The 17,430-nt window shown below is 39.7% G+C and carries 24 protein-coding genes; 3 read left to right on the top strand and 21 right to left on the bottom strand.

Features of this window, described 5'->3' with window-relative positions; translation table 11 throughout:
* Positions 1-23 precede the first annotated feature (23 nt).
* From cbiB to DXB39_RS11710, 8 genes are all read right to left on the bottom strand, one after another.
* On the bottom strand, positions 24-992 hold the full coding sequence (gene cbiB / locus DXB39_RS11745; protein WP_117841929.1) for an adenosylcobinamide-phosphate synthase CbiB: 969 nt from the start codon (positions 990-992) through the stop codon (positions 24-26).
* Complete coding sequence (locus DXB39_RS11740) at positions 989-1,738, bottom strand: histidine phosphatase family protein (protein ID WP_117841928.1); 750 nt, start codon at positions 1,736-1,738, stop codon at positions 989-991. Before DXB39_RS11740 ends, cbiB begins: the two co-directional genes overlap by 4 nt.
* Positions 1,711-2,115, bottom strand: a complete 405-nt coding sequence (locus DXB39_RS11735; RefSeq protein ID WP_022244153.1) for a bifunctional adenosylcobinamide kinase/adenosylcobinamide-phosphate guanylyltransferase — start codon at positions 2,113-2,115, stop codon at positions 1,711-1,713. Before DXB39_RS11735 ends, DXB39_RS11740 begins: the two co-directional genes overlap by 28 nt.
* 124 nt (positions 2,116-2,239) lie before the next feature.
* A complete protein-coding gene (locus DXB39_RS11730; RefSeq protein ID WP_117841959.1) occupies positions 2,240-3,022 on the bottom strand; it encodes an adenosylcobinamide-GDP ribazoletransferase in 783 nt (260 codons plus the stop codon).
* 16 nt (positions 3,023-3,038) lie between these two features.
* Positions 3,039-3,641, bottom strand: coding sequence for a bifunctional adenosylcobinamide kinase/adenosylcobinamide-phosphate guanylyltransferase (locus tag DXB39_RS11725; protein ID WP_117841927.1), 603 nt, complete (start codon positions 3,639-3,641; stop codon positions 3,039-3,041).
* Positions 3,638-4,702: a nicotinate-nucleotide--dimethylbenzimidazole phosphoribosyltransferase gene (cobT, locus tag DXB39_RS11720; protein WP_243006030.1), complete on the bottom strand. Its 1,065-nt coding sequence runs from the start codon at positions 4,700-4,702 to the stop codon at positions 3,638-3,640. The genes DXB39_RS11725 and cobT overlap by 4 nt, the downstream gene beginning before the upstream one ends.
* A complete protein-coding gene (locus DXB39_RS11715; RefSeq protein WP_117841925.1) occupies positions 4,680-6,239 on the bottom strand; it encodes a cobyric acid synthase in 1,560 nt (519 codons plus the stop codon). The genes cobT and DXB39_RS11715 overlap by 23 nt, the downstream gene beginning before the upstream one ends.
* Before the next feature lie 34 nt (positions 6,240-6,273).
* Positions 6,274-6,657, bottom strand: coding sequence for a hypothetical protein (locus tag DXB39_RS11710; RefSeq protein WP_117841924.1), 384 nt, complete (start codon positions 6,655-6,657; stop codon positions 6,274-6,276).
* Between the two features lie 276 nt (positions 6,658-6,933).
* Between DXB39_RS11710 and DXB39_RS11705 the strand changes: the two genes are divergently transcribed.
* Together DXB39_RS11705 and DXB39_RS11700 are read left to right on the top strand one after the other, a co-directional pair.
* Positions 6,934-7,197 (top strand): type II toxin-antitoxin system Phd/YefM family antitoxin, encoded by a 264-nt coding sequence (locus tag DXB39_RS11705; protein WP_117841958.1) that lies wholly within the window; start codon positions 6,934-6,936, stop codon positions 7,195-7,197.
* Positions 7,194-7,526, top strand: a complete 333-nt coding sequence (locus tag DXB39_RS11700; protein ID WP_117841923.1) for a type II toxin-antitoxin system RelE/ParE family toxin — start codon at positions 7,194-7,196, stop codon at positions 7,524-7,526. The genes DXB39_RS11705 and DXB39_RS11700 overlap by 4 nt, the downstream gene beginning before the upstream one ends.
* Positions 7,527-7,610: 84 nt before the next feature.
* Here the strand turns inward: DXB39_RS11700 and DXB39_RS11695 are convergent, their stop codons facing one another.
* From DXB39_RS11695 to DXB39_RS11675, 5 genes are all read right to left on the bottom strand, one after another.
* Positions 7,611-8,021: a peptide deformylase gene (locus tag DXB39_RS11695; protein ID WP_117841922.1), complete on the bottom strand. Its 411-nt coding sequence runs from the start codon at positions 8,019-8,021 to the stop codon at positions 7,611-7,613.
* Between the two features lie 265 nt (positions 8,022-8,286).
* The gene (locus DXB39_RS11690; protein WP_117841921.1) at positions 8,287-8,481 is read right to left on the bottom strand and encodes a hypothetical protein; all 195 of its coding nucleotides are present in this window, start codon (positions 8,479-8,481) and stop codon (positions 8,287-8,289) included.
* 8 nt (positions 8,482-8,489) lie between these two features.
* Entirely contained in the window at positions 8,490-8,714 is a 225-nt protein-coding gene (locus tag DXB39_RS11685; protein WP_117841920.1) for a hypothetical protein, read from the bottom strand.
* Positions 8,715-8,855: 141 nt separating this feature from the next.
* The gene (locus DXB39_RS11680; protein ID WP_176935823.1) at positions 8,856-9,125 is read right to left on the bottom strand and encodes a hypothetical protein; all 270 of its coding nucleotides are present in this window, start codon (positions 9,123-9,125) and stop codon (positions 8,856-8,858) included.
* A 32-nt stretch (positions 9,126-9,157) separates the two neighbouring features.
* Positions 9,158-9,973, bottom strand: coding sequence for a sugar phosphate isomerase/epimerase family protein (locus DXB39_RS11675; RefSeq protein WP_117841919.1), 816 nt, complete (start codon positions 9,971-9,973; stop codon positions 9,158-9,160).
* A gap of 507 nt (positions 9,974-10,480) precedes the next feature.
* Between DXB39_RS11675 and DXB39_RS15085 the strand changes: the two genes are divergently transcribed.
* The gene (locus DXB39_RS15085) at positions 10,481-10,744 is read left to right on the top strand and encodes a GntR family transcriptional regulator (RefSeq protein ID WP_243006029.1); all 264 of its coding nucleotides are present in this window, start codon (positions 10,481-10,483) and stop codon (positions 10,742-10,744) included.
* A gap of 79 nt (positions 10,745-10,823) precedes the next feature.
* On the opposite strand, the gene DXB39_RS11665 is transcribed toward DXB39_RS15085, so the two are convergent.
* The 8 genes from DXB39_RS11665 to DXB39_RS11630 form a co-directional block, all read right to left on the bottom strand.
* A complete protein-coding gene (locus DXB39_RS11665) occupies positions 10,824-11,579 on the bottom strand; it encodes a glycoside hydrolase family 1 protein (RefSeq protein WP_117841918.1) in 756 nt (251 codons plus the stop codon).
* Positions 11,580-11,783: 204 nt separating this feature from the next.
* Entirely contained in the window at positions 11,784-12,566 is a 783-nt protein-coding gene (locus tag DXB39_RS11660; protein WP_117841917.1) for an arginase family protein, read from the bottom strand.
* Positions 12,567-12,706: 140 nt separating this feature from the next.
* Positions 12,707-13,024: a nucleoside triphosphate pyrophosphohydrolase gene (locus DXB39_RS11655; RefSeq protein WP_117841916.1), complete on the bottom strand. Its 318-nt coding sequence runs from the start codon at positions 13,022-13,024 to the stop codon at positions 12,707-12,709.
* A 568-nt stretch (positions 13,025-13,592) separates the two neighbouring features.
* The gene (locus DXB39_RS11650) at positions 13,593-14,693 is read right to left on the bottom strand and encodes a PDDEXK nuclease domain-containing protein (protein ID WP_243006028.1); all 1,101 of its coding nucleotides are present in this window, start codon (positions 14,691-14,693) and stop codon (positions 13,593-13,595) included.
* 31 nt (positions 14,694-14,724) lie between these two features.
* The gene (locus DXB39_RS11645) at positions 14,725-15,708 is read right to left on the bottom strand and encodes a helix-turn-helix transcriptional regulator (protein ID WP_117841914.1); all 984 of its coding nucleotides are present in this window, start codon (positions 15,706-15,708) and stop codon (positions 14,725-14,727) included.
* Between the two features lie 51 nt (positions 15,709-15,759).
* Positions 15,760-16,554 (bottom strand): hypothetical protein, encoded by a 795-nt coding sequence (locus tag DXB39_RS11640; protein WP_117841913.1) that lies wholly within the window; start codon positions 16,552-16,554, stop codon positions 15,760-15,762.
* Positions 16,555-16,584: 30 nt separating this feature from the next.
* Positions 16,585-16,848, bottom strand: a complete 264-nt coding sequence (locus tag DXB39_RS11635) for a type I restriction endonuclease (RefSeq protein ID WP_117841912.1) — start codon at positions 16,846-16,848, stop codon at positions 16,585-16,587.
* A 16-nt stretch (positions 16,849-16,864) separates the two neighbouring features.
* Positions 16,865-17,071, bottom strand: a complete 207-nt coding sequence (locus DXB39_RS11630) for a helix-turn-helix domain-containing protein (protein WP_117841911.1) — start codon at positions 17,069-17,071, stop codon at positions 16,865-16,867.
* Positions 17,072-17,430: the final 359 nt, after the last annotated feature.

The following is a 17,430-nucleotide window of genomic DNA, read 5'->3' as shown; positions in this document are numbered from 1 at the left end:
TTCCTGTATTGTTATCCTTTCAATCATATAAAGAATAACAATCCCATCACCAAAAGGCAAATGCCTTCACATAAAAATGCAGTCGCATACAAAAGCCGGTTTGCTCTTCTGATGTCCTCGTATTCCACCGGACGCAGTGCATCTCCGATAAACGGCTTTTTCACCAGTTTGCCAAAATACCAGGCATCTCCTGCAAGCTGTATGGACAGTGCTCCTGCACAAACTGCCTCTGTCTGGGCAGAGTTCGGGCTGGCATGATGATACCGGTCCCTTTTATAAATGTAATATGCATGCTTCCCGTCATATTCCTTTCCAAGGAAATACGTCCCTGCAATCATCAGGTATGCACTGATACGGGATGGGATATAATTGCAGATATCATCAAATTTTGCGGCAGCTCTGCCAAAATGAAGATAACGTTCATTCTTATATCCTACCATGGAATCCATCGTATTGACTGCCTTATAAAAAAAGCCCAGAACCGGTCCGCCAAGTGCGGTATATAGCATCGGTGCAATGACTCCATCCGAAGTATTTTCCGCCACCGTTTCAATGGCAGCTTTTGCCACTCCGGTTTCATCCAGCCGCCCGGTATCTCTGCCTACAATCATGGAAACAGCATGTCTTGCCGCTATAAGGTCATTCTCCTTTAAACAATTATATACCTTCATGCTTTCTACTTTCAGGCATTTTGCAGCAAGAATCTGATAGGTCATAATCATTTCCAAGATAACACCTGCCACCGGATGAATCCGGTACGCAAGAATCAGAAGAAGTGCGGTCACCATAAGAACTGTCAGCAAAACAAGCGCAACCATTCCAATGCCTGCTCTTACAAGGTATTTCTCACTGCACTCCTTTTTATTCATTCTTTTTTCCAATATCCCTATAAAATTTCCAATCACCCGGATGGGATGTGGCAGCCAGTATGGATCTCCCAAAAGAAGGTCCAGGCAAAATCCCAGTCCGAACGCAATCATGTGATAAATCATATTGTAATCTCCTCAAGGGAATCTAATTTCCATTCTTCCCCGCAAAGTCTGAGCTTACAGCAGTAGCCGCCTCCATTTTTCACCTGATAATCAAAATAATTTCCGCCTGCAAGAATGTGAAGCAGTGCCATAATTGTGCCGCCGTGTACAACCGCTGTTATATTCCGGGGCTGACTTTCTGTCATCTGATTTTCTGCTATTTGATTTTCTATCATCTGACTTTCTGCTATCAGTTTTTCAGGCTCCCGGAGTTCTGTTATTCGACTCTTTGATAACGGCATTGCAGCATCTGCGATTTCTCCGGTGATTTTTCCCTCTATGATTTTTGTTGCGGCATGAAGTCCCCTTTGGCAACGTTTTATATATTCCTGCTGGCTCTCGCCTTCCGGAAAAGGCAGTGTGCCATTGCTGTCAATCCATTTCTGATAATAGGAATCATTTTTCAAATCTTCGTAATTCTTTCCCTCATATGCACCAAAATTCATCTCCCGCCATTCTTCTATCGGATAAGCTTTCTTTCCCGGAAAAAGTATACCAGCACTCTCCTGACAGCGCAGCATCGGACTGATGAAAAGCAGCCATGGTTTTTTTAAAATGTCTTTTTCTGCAAGAATCTCCAACTGCTTTCTGCCTTCCCCGGACAAAGCTTCTTCTGTTACACCCAAATACCGGTGTTCCCGATTTGACGGGGTCTTTCCATGACGGATAAGCAATAAATTTATTTTAATCTCTGGCTGATTCCACATACAATGCGTTCTACCCTTTCTGCCTTCTCGGCAATCCGTATCTGTAGTCTTCCGGTCCGCTCCCTGTAATCCCGTTCCAGAGCATCCATCGGTACAATTCCGTTTCCAATCTCATCACAGATGAAAATAAGTCCCGGATATGTTTCCAGCAGTTTATCAGCTAACAGCTCCACATCTGTCTGCTGCTCAAGACATTTCCGAATCCACAGGTGTAAATGGTTGATGACCGGATTCTCAAATTCCTGCAGTTCTTTTATCATTCCATCCCAGTCTGCAGGAAGGTTTTCGCCCTCTATCACCTGACCTTTACATTCCGGGTGAAGCTTTAACACATATTCCTTTTTTCCCTGGTAACATCCGCCCAAAAATAATTCCATGTTTTTTCCTTTCTAGCCTGCTATAAAACAAAGAATGTGCCACGGCACATTCTCGCGCCTGCGGCGGTTGCTTGCGGCATCTACCTTATACGCCGCAGTGCGCATACTCGCGGAGCGTTTTTTACTATACAGGAAAGCAATTTCCTGTATAGTGAAAAACAACTACCACTGCAACTGCCATGGCATTTTCGCATAATGACACAAAATATCCTGCGGTATCACCATTGATTCCGCCAAATTCCTTCCGGCTTTTCCAGCTATAATAACCATAACAGAGCAATGCCACAACTACTGCTGCAAGCCCTGCCCACAGGTTTACATAAATCATACATCCACTGTAGACAACTGCCTCTATGATGAGGACTGCCAGCACTCTTTTTTTCTGGGCGCTGTCTGCAAAATAAGCAAGCATACCGTCTTTTTTTGCCGCCTTCAGGCTTACCACACCAATTCCGCTTAAGCTTCGTGATAACGCAAAGCCAATTCCCACTACAAGAATTGCAGACAGTTCCGTAAGCTCCGCATATGCTGCTCCATAAATAAGATAATATAAAACCAGCATCAATACGGAAAATGCTCCAATATGCGGGTCCTTTAAAATTGCCAGCTTCTTCTCCTTATCCTGATAGGAATGAAATGCATCCATGGTATCCATAAATCCATCCATATGAAAGCCACCGGTAACAAGCAATGGAATTGCCACCGCTATCAGTGTTTTGCAAAGATGGCTTATCCCGACTGCATTTCCAAGAAAGAACCAGCCGGCTTCCAATGCACCAATGATAAGACCAATTAATGGGAAGAAGCAGAGGTGATACTGCATATCTTCTTCCTTCCAGTCAAACTGTGGCACCGGTATTTTTGAATATATGGAAAATGCAATGACGAATCCTTTTATAATTTTCATGTATTCCTCTTCTTTCTTAAATTCCATCCTTTTTTATAAAAATCGGAATCCCTGCTACTACTTCAACGACCTGCTCTGCCCGCTCTGCAATCTGCCGGTTTATATCTCCTAACAACCGGATATAAGCCATTGTGGATGCGTCATAACGGATTCCGTCTTCAAATATCTGATTCGTGACAATAATCAGTATATCACAGGAATCCTGCAATGCTGTTACTCCACTTATAATTTCATGGGAAAGCTGCTTTATTTTCGCTTCATCCATCACAACAGACAGATTTTCTTCTGAAAACATTTCGTTGGCAACGAGGTTCGACATACATTCCAACAAAACTATTTTCCCGGCTGGCACTCTTTCTGCTGCAACTCTTCCTGCTGACACTTTTTCGGTTGCCACTTTCTTTGCTGCCTCTTTAAGTCTTCTCGGCTGCTCTATCGTAAGAAAGCCTTTTCCTGCCCGCATTTTCTGGTGACGCTCTACTTTTTTCTTTCCTTCTTCATCATACACCTGCATGGTGGCTACATAAAAGAGGCTGCCGTTGCCTGCGGCTTTCACTGCCATTTGTTCTGCATATGCGGATTTTCCGCTGCCGCTTCCGCCGATTACCAATGCAATCATTCTTCATACCTCTTGTACTGTTCTATCTCAAAATTTGCAAAGGATGCTCCCTGCAAATACACGCCCAGTGCTACATCCAGCAGGGACATCATCATCACTGCACCAGTTCCCTCACCCAGCGCCATATCCGCATCCAGTACCGGATCTAAACGCAGCTTTTTCATAATCGCTGTCTCTGCCAGTTCCCGGCTCTTATGGGATGGTATCATATAATTTACGGCACCCTTGCAAAGTGTCTCTGCCAAAAGTGCCGCAACGGCACTGATGACGCCATCGATGACAACCGGTATCTGCTCGATTGCTGCTCCGATAAATACGCCTGTCAATCCGGCTATGTCCAGTCCACCTACCGTCTTTAATATGGTAAATGCATCCGCATCACGAAGGGAATATTTTTCTATCGCTTCTTCAATTATCCTGCATTTTCTTTTTAATGCCCCATCGGTTAATCCGGCACCTTTTCCGGTCACCTGCTCTACCTCTAAATCCAAAAGTGCTGCTGCAACGGCTGTACTGGTGGTTGTATTTCCAATTCCCATCTCTCCTGTAGCAAGTATCTCATAACCGTCTCTATGGCATTGCTGCACCAGTTGTATTCCGGTTTCTATTGCCTTTAAGACCTCTTCTTCTGTCATCGCAGGTTCCTTTGCGAAGTTTTTCGTTCCCTTTGCAACTTTTCGTGGCAATACTCCGGGAATCACTTCGTCTGTATCAATTCCAATGTCCACCGGAATTACATCCACGCCTGCCACTGCTGCCATCTTTCCTACAGAAGAATTATTTACTCCCATGGCTTTTGCCACTGCAAGAGTTACTTCTTTTCCACTCTGGCTGACCCGCTCTTCCACCACGCCATTGTCTGCACACATAACAAGAACTGCTTTTTTCTGAATGGATATTCTGGTCGTCTTCTCTATGGCTCCAATCTGTGCAATCAGATGTTCAAACTTTCCAAGTCCATCCAAGGGTTTGGCGATTCCATCCAGCTTCTCTTTTACCCTGCGATACCAACTATCCTCTAAAGGCAAAATCTTTCTGTTATCTAATTCTGCTTTTGTCATATTCTGCCTCCTGCAGCATTCCATAAACCGCTTCCATATCAAGATATTTCCGCAGTGTATCCGCCAGCAAATCGTACTGGCTCTCCTTATACTGCTGATAATTCATGCCCTGATTATCTTCATAATGCACTCCCTTTTTCTCCGCTAATGCCCGGATAAAAGTGGATGCGATATCTCCTTCATCAAAAATACCATGGACATACGTTCCGTAGACATTTCCCTTCTGCACAACGACTGCATCCTGTATACAGGATTCCTCCTGTGCATGCGCATGAGCTTGGGCTTGAGCCTGTGTCTGCTTTGGTTCCTGTATCTGCTCTGTCTTCTGTGTTCCGCAGGTATGTCCCATATGAATCTCGTAGCCCTTGTATTCTTTGCCGGAAAGGGAAGCTAACATACCAGTGAGAGGGTCTATGGTTCCCGTTACCTGACGGCGTACCTTTTCCCAGCTCATCGCGGTCTTAAGCGGCAATAGTTCCATGCCCCGTAAGCTACCGCCTTCCTCTACCGAATAGGGGTCTTCGAGGCTTTCTCCTAACATCTGGTAACCGCCGCAGATTCCAATGACCGGAGTGTCTGCGGAGAGTTTCTTTATCATAGCTTCCATGCCATTTTCGCGCATCCATTTCAGGTCACCCATTGTATTCTTACTGCCCGGCAGAATAATGGCATCCGGATGATGGATTTCCTGCACCGAAGTCACATAGCGCACCGATACTCCCTCCATATGCTCGAAAACATCAAAATCCGTAAAATTAGATATTCTTGGATAACGGATAACTGCCAGGTCTATCAATGCCTCTTTCCGATGCTTGAATTTTCCGGTCAGGCTGTCTTCATCCTCAAGCTGTACCTTCATATAAGGCACCACTCCGCAGACCGGAATGCCGCCTTTTTCCTCTAACATCTGAATGCCCGGTTCCAATATGGATACATCTCCGCGGAATTTGTTGATGATTAAACCTTTTACACGGGATTTTTCCTGCTCTTCTAAAAGCAGCAGTGTTCCTAAAAGCTGTGCAAACACACCGCCCCGGTCAATATCTCCTGCCAGAAGAACCGGTGCATTTACCATCTCCGCCATGCCCATATTTACAATGTCATTTTCCTTGAGATTAATTTCTGCCGGACTTCCGGCTCCTTCTATTACAATAATATCCGCCTGCTTTTCCAGTTTGTGAAATGCCTTTAATATATCCGGGACAAGCTTTTTCTTATAGTTAAAATATTCCCGCGCCGGCATATTGCCAATGACCATACCGTTGACAATCACCTGGGAGCCAATATCATTGGTAGGCTTTAAAAGAATCGGGTTCATGCAGACCTGTGGCTCGATTCCTGCTGCCTCTGCCTGCATAACCTGTGCCCGTCCCATTTCAAGTCCTTCGGTTGTAATATAGGAATTCAATGCCATATTCTGCGACTTAAAAGGCGCCACGCGGTATCCGTCCTGATGAAAGATGCGGCATAAGCCTGCTGTAATCAGGCTTTTTCCGGCATTCGACATTGTTCCCTGTATCATAATCACTTTTGCCATGTGATAAGTTCCTCGATTTCTTTTGTTTTCTATACTATCTCGCTTCCAGTCCCTGAAGCAGTACCACATAACATGCGAAGTCTCCGATTCGTTTTCGCTCTTCCCCTAACCAATCATCCCAGTCATTGCCCAGCTTATGCTCATACATATAGACGGACAGCTTGTTTTTCGCACTGATTACAAGATTATGACAGCAGGTGCGCTCCGCATCTGCCTGCCCTTTCTCTGCCAGCGATTTCTGGTTCCATCCGTTTCTGATTCGCACATAGTCTACTGCACATTTCAAAAAACGGTCTATGAGTTCCCTGCAGGCTGCATCCGCTTCCCCCTGCTCTGCAATCTGGTTCCAGATCTGCATGGCTTCTTCAAAGGGCAGTGACGTCTCCTGTTTTAAGTACTCTTTGTATGTTGTATACATTGGACATCCTCCGCATATTTTTATCTTAACAGATATATTGTATAACATTCCTTGTTTTTAGAAAAGATACTTTCCTTTTTGATTTATGATTCTGCTTTTCATATTTCTCTTCATCTATGTGCGCTTACTCCAAAGGAATATGTTAAACATCTGTAACCTGCTACCGGTAGTTTTTATATTTATTTAGCTATTTATTTAGCTACTATTATGGAGATGTCCTTTGACCATATAGCAAAATTTTTGTATAATTTTGTTATCAAACAGGGCGGTGTTTTTATGCCAACAATTAAATCAAGTGCTGATTTAAGGAATAATTACAATGAAATTTCTACATTTTGTCATAATTATCCTGAAGCAGTTTTCATTACGAAGAATGGAAAAGGCGATCTTGCTGTTATGAGCATTGAAGCCTACGAAGAACTGACCAGCCGCTTTGAACTTTACAGTCAGATTAAGGAAGGAATGGACGATGTTGCCACAGGCAATACCAGACTATTTTCCGAAGCTATGGCTGATATCAGGAGCCACCGCAGTCGATGAGCTATCAGGTTTATATCACTTCCACCGCAGAACACGATATTATGCGTGCTGCGGATTACATCGAATTTACCCTCAAAAATCCTGATGTTGCAGATAATCTGTTAGATGCTACGACCGAGTGGATAGACTCATTAGCCGACCTGCCACAGAAGTTTCATCCGGCAGACGATCCAATACTGGCAAGCTGGGGCATTCGTTTTGTGAAAATTAATAATTACCTTGTCTTTTATACGATTGATGAAGAAAAACAGACTGTAATCATCGTCCGTTTTCTCTATCAGAAAAGTAACTGGACTTCCATTATTCGACAGGGATTTCCCCTCGTTTAAGGAATCTGTTTTTATGCAGGTTCCTTTTATTTTTTCAATATATATCATGAGCAAAATTTACTCATAATTAACATTCGCTGCTCATTATATTACCACTCCATTGCAGTGGTCGATCTCGTGCTGGATAATCTGCGCGGTAAAGCCGGAATACTTTCCATGTTGTGGTTTAAAATCACCATTCAGATAATCCACCTCTATCTCCTGGTATCTTGTGCAGGCTTTGGCTCCATCCAGCGAAAGACAGCTTTCTTTTGTACTGTAGCCGCCTGACTTCTTCGTAATCACCGGATTCACCATTGCAAATTGAAATGGGCCTGCTGCCACTACAATAATCGCTTTGTTTATGCCAATCATATTTGCTGCCATTCCAACGCAGGTTTCCCGGTTCGCCCGAAGGGTATCCAAAAGGTCTGTTATTACCTGCTTATCTGCAGGCGTTGCCGGTATTGCTTTCTCTGAAAAAATGTGTGTTCCTTTTACTATTTTCCTAACCATAATTTATCTCCAATATCTGAAACTACTCATTGAGCAAAATGCAGACTTTCAAGCCACAATTTTGTTCGGTGCTAATTTAAAATAAATACGTCTGCCTGCTGCAAAGCCTCCTTTGGCATTGCCGTCTGCTCTTTGCGGTTCCAGTATTGCGCTGCCTGTTCAAATTCTTCATGTGTCATATAAAGTTCATCTCCTGATTCTGGCTTTATTTTTTTGCCTTTTCTTTTATCCCGTCATTTTACCCTTTTATTTCTCCACGTTTCTTTTATCGACATTCCTGGGATACCTCTAAATAGCTTCGCTTTCCACTGATATAATCTGCATAGGCAAGTTCCGGGTCTTTTCCACGAAATACCGTGCAAAGTCCGCACATCTCGCAGTCTGCAATACATGGAAAAGCATTTTTGATATACTGTCTTCTTTCCGCTTCAGTAGAGGTCTCTATTTCCGGCGCTCTCATATTGCCACCTACCTGACGGTGCCGGAATTGCTCCGGTATTCCTCATTGATTTCCCGCAACTCCTTTACGCCGTTGATATATGGCTCATAAAATGCATCCATGGAACCGCCACCTAAATTATCGCAGCCATTGCAAAAATCACAGGCTCCTCCGCACTGGTTCAGGCCTTCCTGCACGATACGAATCCGCTCTTCCCTGGTTGTATCTTTGATTAAAATACTTTTTATTTCCATTCAGCCATCATCCTCTCCCAACTTTTTGTCTTTCAATATAATTCAAATAATTTCTCTCTTAAGTTAAAGTTTAGCACGAAAAAAGAGGTGCCGCAACCGACACCTCTTGTGGGGTTTTATCCTATTTTCTATTTTAGAATGTTATAAAATATAATGGGACAGGAACTCAAATAATTTCTGATTCGTTTCTTCATTCAGTTCTTCAGCCTGCAGATATTCCGGCAGTGGAATTCCCTGCTGGCATTCTCCGCAAATATCAATGCCAAGTATATTTCCGTTTTCCAGAAAATGCGACAGCAAACGTTCCAGCATCGGAAGTGACATATTCCCCTGACTCCAGTTAGTCTCCGTATATTGTTTATCCAAGATGTCTTTATCTATGGAAATATAAACCGGCAGATTCTTTTTCATTTTCTATATAAAATGGATAGATATCCACCTTATTAACTTAATTCTGTTGTGTTATTCCTAAGCCATTCTGTAATGTCATCAATTACCTTATCCGGATCACAGTAATAACGACGGTCACATATTTCAAACGAAATTGTCCCCTCATATCCTCTGCGCTTCAGATCTTTATAATACTTTTTCATTGGAAAATCTCCGTCTCCGGGAACTGTATGTCCCCGATCGTTAAAATGCACATGAACAAGCTGAGCACCTAAATTATCCATATAGTCATCTATGCTTTCTTCGGCGTAGGTCATCTGATCCAGATCTACCATACCATGTATGTGAGATGAGCCTGTTTCTTCTATCATTCGTTTCAGATCTGAACTTTTTATCAGCACATTTGTTGTTGTTACCTTCAACTCCTCCAGCATCAGCTCCACATTCTTTTTCTCACAATAAGCACCCAACTGCTGCAGAGAATCCCTGCAATACTTCCATGCATCTTCCGGTGACTGATCGAAATATCCAAATCCAGTACTGATCTGAACTTTATGGCAGCCAAGAAATTCCGCCGTATCAATAGCTCGCTGATAATAACGAATACTGGACTCACGTGTTCCTCTATCCTGTGTGCAGAAGTTAACCGGGTATGTACAATTCTCCGGTGTCATTGCCATAACACTTAGGTCTCTTCTCCTAATCTCCTTTTCCAATTCAAGTAATGAAAAAAGAGAATAATCAAATATATTAAACTGTGGTGCACTACAATACAGATCAATACTGTTAAATACTGACTGTTCTACTTTGTCCAGGAATTTCTTCAGCGGATATCTCAAATAATGATAATTCATTGGTGCAAATTTCATTTCTTCCTCCTGTATTCTCCATAATAATTCTAAGATCATGCGCATGTCTTTATTGGTAGTACGTACAATAGTAATTTCATATCTTGCATTTGATATGTATTACTTTGTATCTGATACAATAGTATATCTGCACAACTTCTTTGTCAATACCATCTATTTTTTTCGTTAAATTGACCAATTTCCCTTATTATTTTTTATTATATCTGCATAGTAAAAATACATTGTAATACATATTCTATTTCAAAATGTATCTTTTTGATACTTGCAAATGTGCTCATAGATGCATTTATCAATATCATCCAACTCATTTTTGTATTATATTGTTATACTAAAAGCATAGAAGTTTGTATTTCATTTTTCAATATTTTTTCTTTTTTTGCTACAAAAGAACAAATCTGCATATACAAATAGTCTCAAATGTATTATTATATATACACAAAAGTATTCAACTATAAAATCAGATTACAATATCTGTTTTTTTATTTACCGGAAAGGAATTTTCATTAAATGGAACTTGATAATGCCATAGCCACACCACTTTATAAACAGCTTGAAAAACTGATTCTGGACAAGATCACCAATGGAACACTTACTCCCGGCAGTAAACTCCCGACAGAAAATGAACTAAGCGAACAATACCATGTCAGCCGTGTTACTGTAAGAAAAGCCCTTGCCGCACTGGACAGTCAAGGATACCTGGAGAAAAATCAGGAAAAGGAACATTTATCGCAGAAAAGAAAATGCAGCGTTCCCTTTCTCCTGCTGTTGTAAGCTTTTCTCAAATGTGCCAACGCATGAACCAAAAACCCGGATCAAAAACCATAAAAATTGCCATTGAAGATCCAACTCCTCATGAAGCAGAATTAATGGGACTTGATGAAACCGAAAAAATTTTAGTAATGTATGCAATCATACATCCCATCTTTAATTCCGGATAATGACGATATGCATAATTACAAATTTTTGCACTTGCTAATAATTGATGGTGCAATGCCTGCATACAGATTTCTTCCCGGTTATCCTCCTCTGTAAAAATCAATCCCCCCGCCTCATAAGATGCAAAACCTGATAATAAGACATTTATTTCATTAAAAGTTATCCAATAACGTACCCGTTTTCCATATCTGTATAAAAGAAGCTTTGCATATTTCTCATACAATTCAATTAATTTGCGATTTCTCCATCCTCCATATTCCGTACATAATTTCATCGGCATTTCATAATGAGAAATCGTTATAATTGGTTGAATCTGGTATTTTTCAAGTTCTTCTAAAACCCTGTCGTAAAATTTTAATCCTTCTAAATTCGGCTCGCCTTCCCCCTCCGGAAAAATTCTGCTCCACACAATAGAGAAACGTAATGCCTTCATATTCATCTTTCCAAATAATGCAATGTCCTTTTTATAATTATGATAAAAATCAACGGCTTCATGATTTGGATATTTTTCATCTTTCGACAATTCCAATGTAAGAAAACGCTTTCCATCCTCTCTTGAACCTGTCAGATAATCAATGATACTTGGTCCCTTTCCGCCTTCATTCCAGGCACCTTCCGCCTGATTTGCCGCCATAGCTGATCCCCACAAAAAATCATTAGGAAACCCCATCGTCTACCTCCTTTTTGCATAAAAAAAGCCCAAACCTACAGAGAAATTTTCTCTTATAGATTTGGGTTTTGCCTTCTTTCAAAGTTACACTCCAAATAATTCACTTGTATATTCATATAATATATCAACTTACTATTGTCAATACTTTTATATCGATAGCTTTGGAGCTCTTATGGGGGATATCCTATTTTCTACTTTAGAATGTTATGAAATATAATGGGACAGGAACTCAAATAATTTCTGATTCGTTTCTTCATTCAGTTCTTCAGCCTGCAAATATTCCGGCAGTGGAATTCCCTGCTGGCATTCTCCACAGATATCAATGCCAAGTATATTTCCGTTTTCCAGAAAATGTGAGAGCAATCGCTCCAGCATCGGAAGTGACATGTTCCCCTGACTCCAGTTTGTCTCCGTATATTGTTTATCCAAGATGTCTTTGTCTATGGATATATAAACCGGCAGATTCTTTTTTATTTTGGAAATCTTATTTTTGTCTTCTCCGGCACGAATCTCTTCTGCAGAAAAAGTAAGGAGTTTTTCTGATATTTCCTTACGATTCATCAAGCCATCTTTTTCCCGATAAAGCTGCTCTATATCCTTCGCCTGCGGTCCGATTAATATCAGTTGCTGCAACCATGGATTCGTCTCTAACACCTTTTCTGCCCAGTCTCCGCAGCTTGTCATGTGCTCAATCATCGGCTTTTGCATGTCCGTATGATGGTCAAATACAACAAGCTGGAATTCCTTTTGAATCTGGCTTGTCATAATTTCTGTCACATAATGATAATTTCCGGAATCCAGAAAATGGATTCCATGAATTCCATATGGCTTGATTTTTTCTCTGATTTTCTCTTCTGCCTGTCTGGAACAATACAAATCACACTCTTCAATTTCAGAGCAGTCCAGCCAGTGGATGCCGGTATTCTTTGGTATGTTTTCATCGCAATATACATGCGAAAAATCTAAAATCAGATGATTGGTTGTCATTGTTGTGCCTTTCTTAGTCTTGATGTTTTTCCTAAAATACCCTACCCAAAATATCTTTAATAGCATATTCTATCAACTATTTTCTTAAATTTGATTATATTATTTTTTATCCTTGTGATAAATTCAATGCATTCTGCTATCTACCTTTTCTCCGCCACATATTCCAAAAATATTTTATCTTTAAATCCACCACGTTCCTTAGCCTTTTTAATTCTCATTGCCTCGAGCTCATCCAAACTATATCCTCTCGCCAAACAAATTGCCTGAAGCACTTCCAGAACATCAGCCATTTCTTCAAGATTTTTATCTTCTTGATACTCAGCAACCTCTTCATTTAACTTGGTTTCAAGTGCAGCTATATACTCATCTTTTGATAAAATGCGCGTTTTGCATTCCTTCCCATCTGCCTTAATTATTTCAGCTACTTTATCTCGTACTAGTTTATTGTATACTTTCATTATAGCATCCCATCCATCAACATATTTATTTAACTACCTCTTTTGTTTTTAGTACAGTGGGCGAACTTATACTTCGTATAACATTGGAGATTTTACTGTAAGCCAACGCGTCTGTGAACACACCTGCATAGCAAGTAGTTTATTTGTATAAAATACAGCAAAACTTGTTTATAACATATTACATAAACAAGTTCCTTAATATTCTCTCTGCTAATCTCTAAATAATCCTATACTCCTCCAACTGATTGTTATTTATTGTCATAATAATCAGTTCTTTTCTCATGTGTTTTGTTGTAATCCCCTCTCTTCAAAACGCCAAAAACACCATAACCTTAATGGCTAAAGTGCTCCGAAATAAGCCCAGGGTATACTTCTGCTAAACTGTTGTTCATAGCCAAACCTCAACACTTATCTCCATAAATGGTCACAAATCAATCACAATATCTCAAAGTTTATAAACCTAGACTTCTTCAAATCCTTAGTATCTTCTGTATAAATTTGCATCGTTGCTTTCGCATCCACATGTCCAAGAATATCTGATAAATTGTGCAGACAATCTGCCCAAATCCTATTCTATTTCCTTTTCTTCATTATCCTGCTGCTGAAGATAAAACATTGCCTTTTGAGTTTCAATCTCCGCTTTCAGTTCTTCTTTTGTCGGCAGGTATAATTTGTACTTGGAAGCAAATAACTGTTCATTGCCGTGCATAACAGAATAACGGGCAATATCATCGTCTGTATCAGAGCAGAGAACAATACCAATTGTCGGGTTATCGCCCTTACTGCGTTTCAATTCATCATACATACGGATATACATATCCATCTGTCCTACATCTTGATGTGTTATCTTCTCTGTTTTCAGGTCGATGAGGACAAAGCATTTCAGTATGTAATTATAAAACACAAGGTCAATATAATAGTCCTGCTTCTCCGTATGAATATGCTGTTGCCTTGCCACAAAAGCATATCCCTTTCCAAGCTCCATCAAAAATTTCTGTAAATTGGAAAGAATGCTTTTCTCAAGGTCACTCTCTGTAAAATCTGTATTCTGAGAAAATCCTAAAAACTCTGCAACTACCGGATTTTTGATAAACTCCAACTTATCATTCTGAAACGGTGCTGTCAGTTCCTTCATTTCACTTTCTACAGGCTCTTTTTTCTGAGTTCTTAACATACGGTAATAATACTGAGAAGAAATGTTCCTCTGCAAAGTACGGACACTCCAAGTCTGTTCTGCGGCTTCTTTCTCATACCAGTCACGAGCTTCAGGGTCTTTGACCTGTAATAAGGTTCTATAATGCGACCACGAAAGCAGAGCACCGGATTGTCTACACGCCGTGTCGACAATTTCAGGAAAGGTTTTATAAAACTTCAGGCAATGATATAAATTACTTCTATCATATCCTTTTCCATATCGCTGAGTCAGTTCTTTAGAAATTTTCTTTATTACCTCTAATCCATACTCCGAGCGTTCATCTCCACCTAATTCTTCTTCTGCTATTCTGTAACCAATCAACCAATTTCTCTGTACGAGCAATGTATTGACAGCCTGATATGCAGCTTTTTGTGAAGACTCGATAATCCCACACATATCCTTTAAGATGTCATCGGTTTTAACAAAATTATCCATAAAACTATTTTCACCAATTTTTTCTAATTTATTCTCCATAGCTATCGCTCCTTTGGATTTCATTTTTTAATTATTCGCTTTCCTGCATATCCTCACTGGCTTTTGCAATCATTTGTCTGTACTGTTCTTTCACGCTTTCCGGTGCAAGTATCTGTACCTTACCATTGAAGCCAAATACCCACCCGAAAAAGGTAGAACTGGCTGATACTTCGGTCTGTACTCTGAAAGAAGTCATATCATATGCAAGGGTTGTCACATCTTCTCCGAAACGGTCAACCATTGTTTTCATCAGGCTGTTATCACACCGTAAATCCACAAGGACTTTTTCGCCTGAGAACATAAAGAAAACTTCCTTTGTGTAATTCTCAATATCAAAATCATCAGGCATAGGAATAATATCTTTATCCAATATCTCCGGCTTGGAAGCAATACGATCTACCCTGAAATTGATAACCTTGCTTTTCTTCTCAGAATATCCGATAACATAATAATTATCCCCATTCCAAAGAAGTTTGTACGGACTCAGCTTATAAATCTCACCCTTATTCTTCAGAACTTTTTTCTTTAATCCGGTATAATCATAATATTGGAAAGAAATCTGCTTGCCTGCATTGATGGCATCATTTATAGCGTCGATGATATAATATATCTGTTCATTATCTGGTTTAATTCGATTAACCACATAGTTATTACGCTTCAACTTTTCCACCTGTCCCGAGCTGGTCATCGTATGTATTTTCTCAATCAACGCTTCGCTTTTCTTCTTTGTAATGAACTTCGATGACTCTACTGCGTCAATCAGCAATTTCAGTTCTGGCAATTCAAACTTGCGGCTGGCTACAAAGTATTTGCTCTGAGTAGAGTGGATAGTAACAATATCCATTCCAAACTCCTGAAGTGCCGCAATATCTTTTGTTATTGTTGTTCTATGTGCAGATATTCCATATTCATCATTTAATATATTGATTAACTGTGTTGTGGAAAGAGGATTTTCTTCATCAGTTCTTTCCAGTAAAATCTTTTGTAAATATAAAATTCTTGGCTTTGTTTCCATAGCCCGTCCTTTCTAAAATTCCCTCCGAAAAATCATTTTTTACCTCATAATTTATAAAACACAATTTGTATATATTTCAAATAATGCTAAAAGAAATAAATCTTCCATTGTTTCTATAATTTCTCCATCGTATCCTCCCGGAGAACCGTATGATTTATCAATGTTTTTATTTTTATTCCCATAGATTGCCACAAACTCTGCGATAACAGTAACCAACTGACACACTTCTATTCCTTTGCAACTTTCAAAATTATATTCCATCGACAACTGCTGAATTGGTGTTGCCTTTTTGTCATTGCTATTAAATGCATTAACCAAAACATCTGTAATATGATTTTGATACTCAAGCTCTTGATGTGGAATAGGTTTATCAGCATAGTCTTCTAAACTACGAGTAAAATACTTTCCTCCATCATAAAAAACATTTTTATCATCAGGGAAGTATTTATTTACCACACTTTTTATTGCTGCCAAACACTTTTCGTAAATATTGTACTCACTAACTCGTAAATCCAAATCACAATATTCCAAAATTCTATTTTGAACCTCTTTAGTACAACAGCAAAATTCCCTATACATCTCTCTGTTGTAATAAAACAAATCATTATACATCGCGGCTATTGCACATAATGGAATAAGCCCTCTATCCTTATAATATTTAGAAATAAATGAAACCGCTTGTGCTTTTACGCTTTCTTGATGACGCTGCTCATCGCGCTTGTCCTGCCTTTTTTCAAACCTCTCCATACGGTTGCTTTGTCTTATTTGCAGAACTGCAATAATAATCGTGACTATTAAAGCAACTCCCGCGCAAATAATACTTATCCAATCCGAAATACCCATCATATATTTTCTCCTTCTACTGTAAACGATAATTTATCGTATATCATCATTATCTAATTCCTGCCTAATAGTTTTCAATGTCTGTTCCACTTCTCCTACATGAGTTGGATTAAGTCGTGCAAACTGTTCCTTGAAAACATTAATTAAGATATTCGTATCAGGGTCATATACTGTACCAGCCATATCTTCAGTTATTTTTCCAAAATAAGTATAACCAAGTCGTGTTAAATGAACCATTGCCGGCATTTGAACACGGGCAGCTTCATTAAACATATTTTTCTTGCTAATTGTTGCCATCTTCAGACCTCCTCATTCACTCGTCCAAAACAACCTCGCATATATCTCCGATATCACAATGGAACACCTGACATATATTCATCAATACCTCAAGAGATACCGGTTCGTTCTTATTTATTTTAGTTATTGCATATGATGTAATCTCTGCTGCCCGCATTAAATCTTGTCTTTTCATCTGATTATCAATCATAAGTTTTTGAAGCTTATTATAACATATTCTCATTCGTAACGCTCCTATATCTTATGCTCTTCCTTCATTGCACTTATTTTCTTAACATTATATATCTGAATATTAGCTTTTTCAAGATTTTACAAAGAATTATGCTGTTTTTGAATATCAGGTGTCGTTTTTTGCAAACACCTTTGTGCAATCAGCTTTTTCTAAAATATAGATGAATTTTAACTGAATATCACCTTCATCATAAAACCCCCACCAGACAGATTTCTCTATCTAATGGGGGCAATCATCATAATATATTTTTAGTACAGCTTTGCTCCTGCCGGAATGTGGTTATCAACCATCAGAAGATGAAGTTCTTCATCCTCTGAATCCTTCAGGTTATTCACTGCGGAAAGTAACAT

It is taken from the genome of Roseburia sp. OM03-7AC (genome assembly GCF_003462625.1).
GTDB classification, from domain to species: Bacteria; Bacillota; Clostridia; order Lachnospirales; family Lachnospiraceae; genus Roseburia_C; species Roseburia_C amylophila.
The sequence above is the reverse complement of the archived record's forward strand: the minus strand, read 5'-3'. Positions and strand labels throughout refer to the sequence as shown.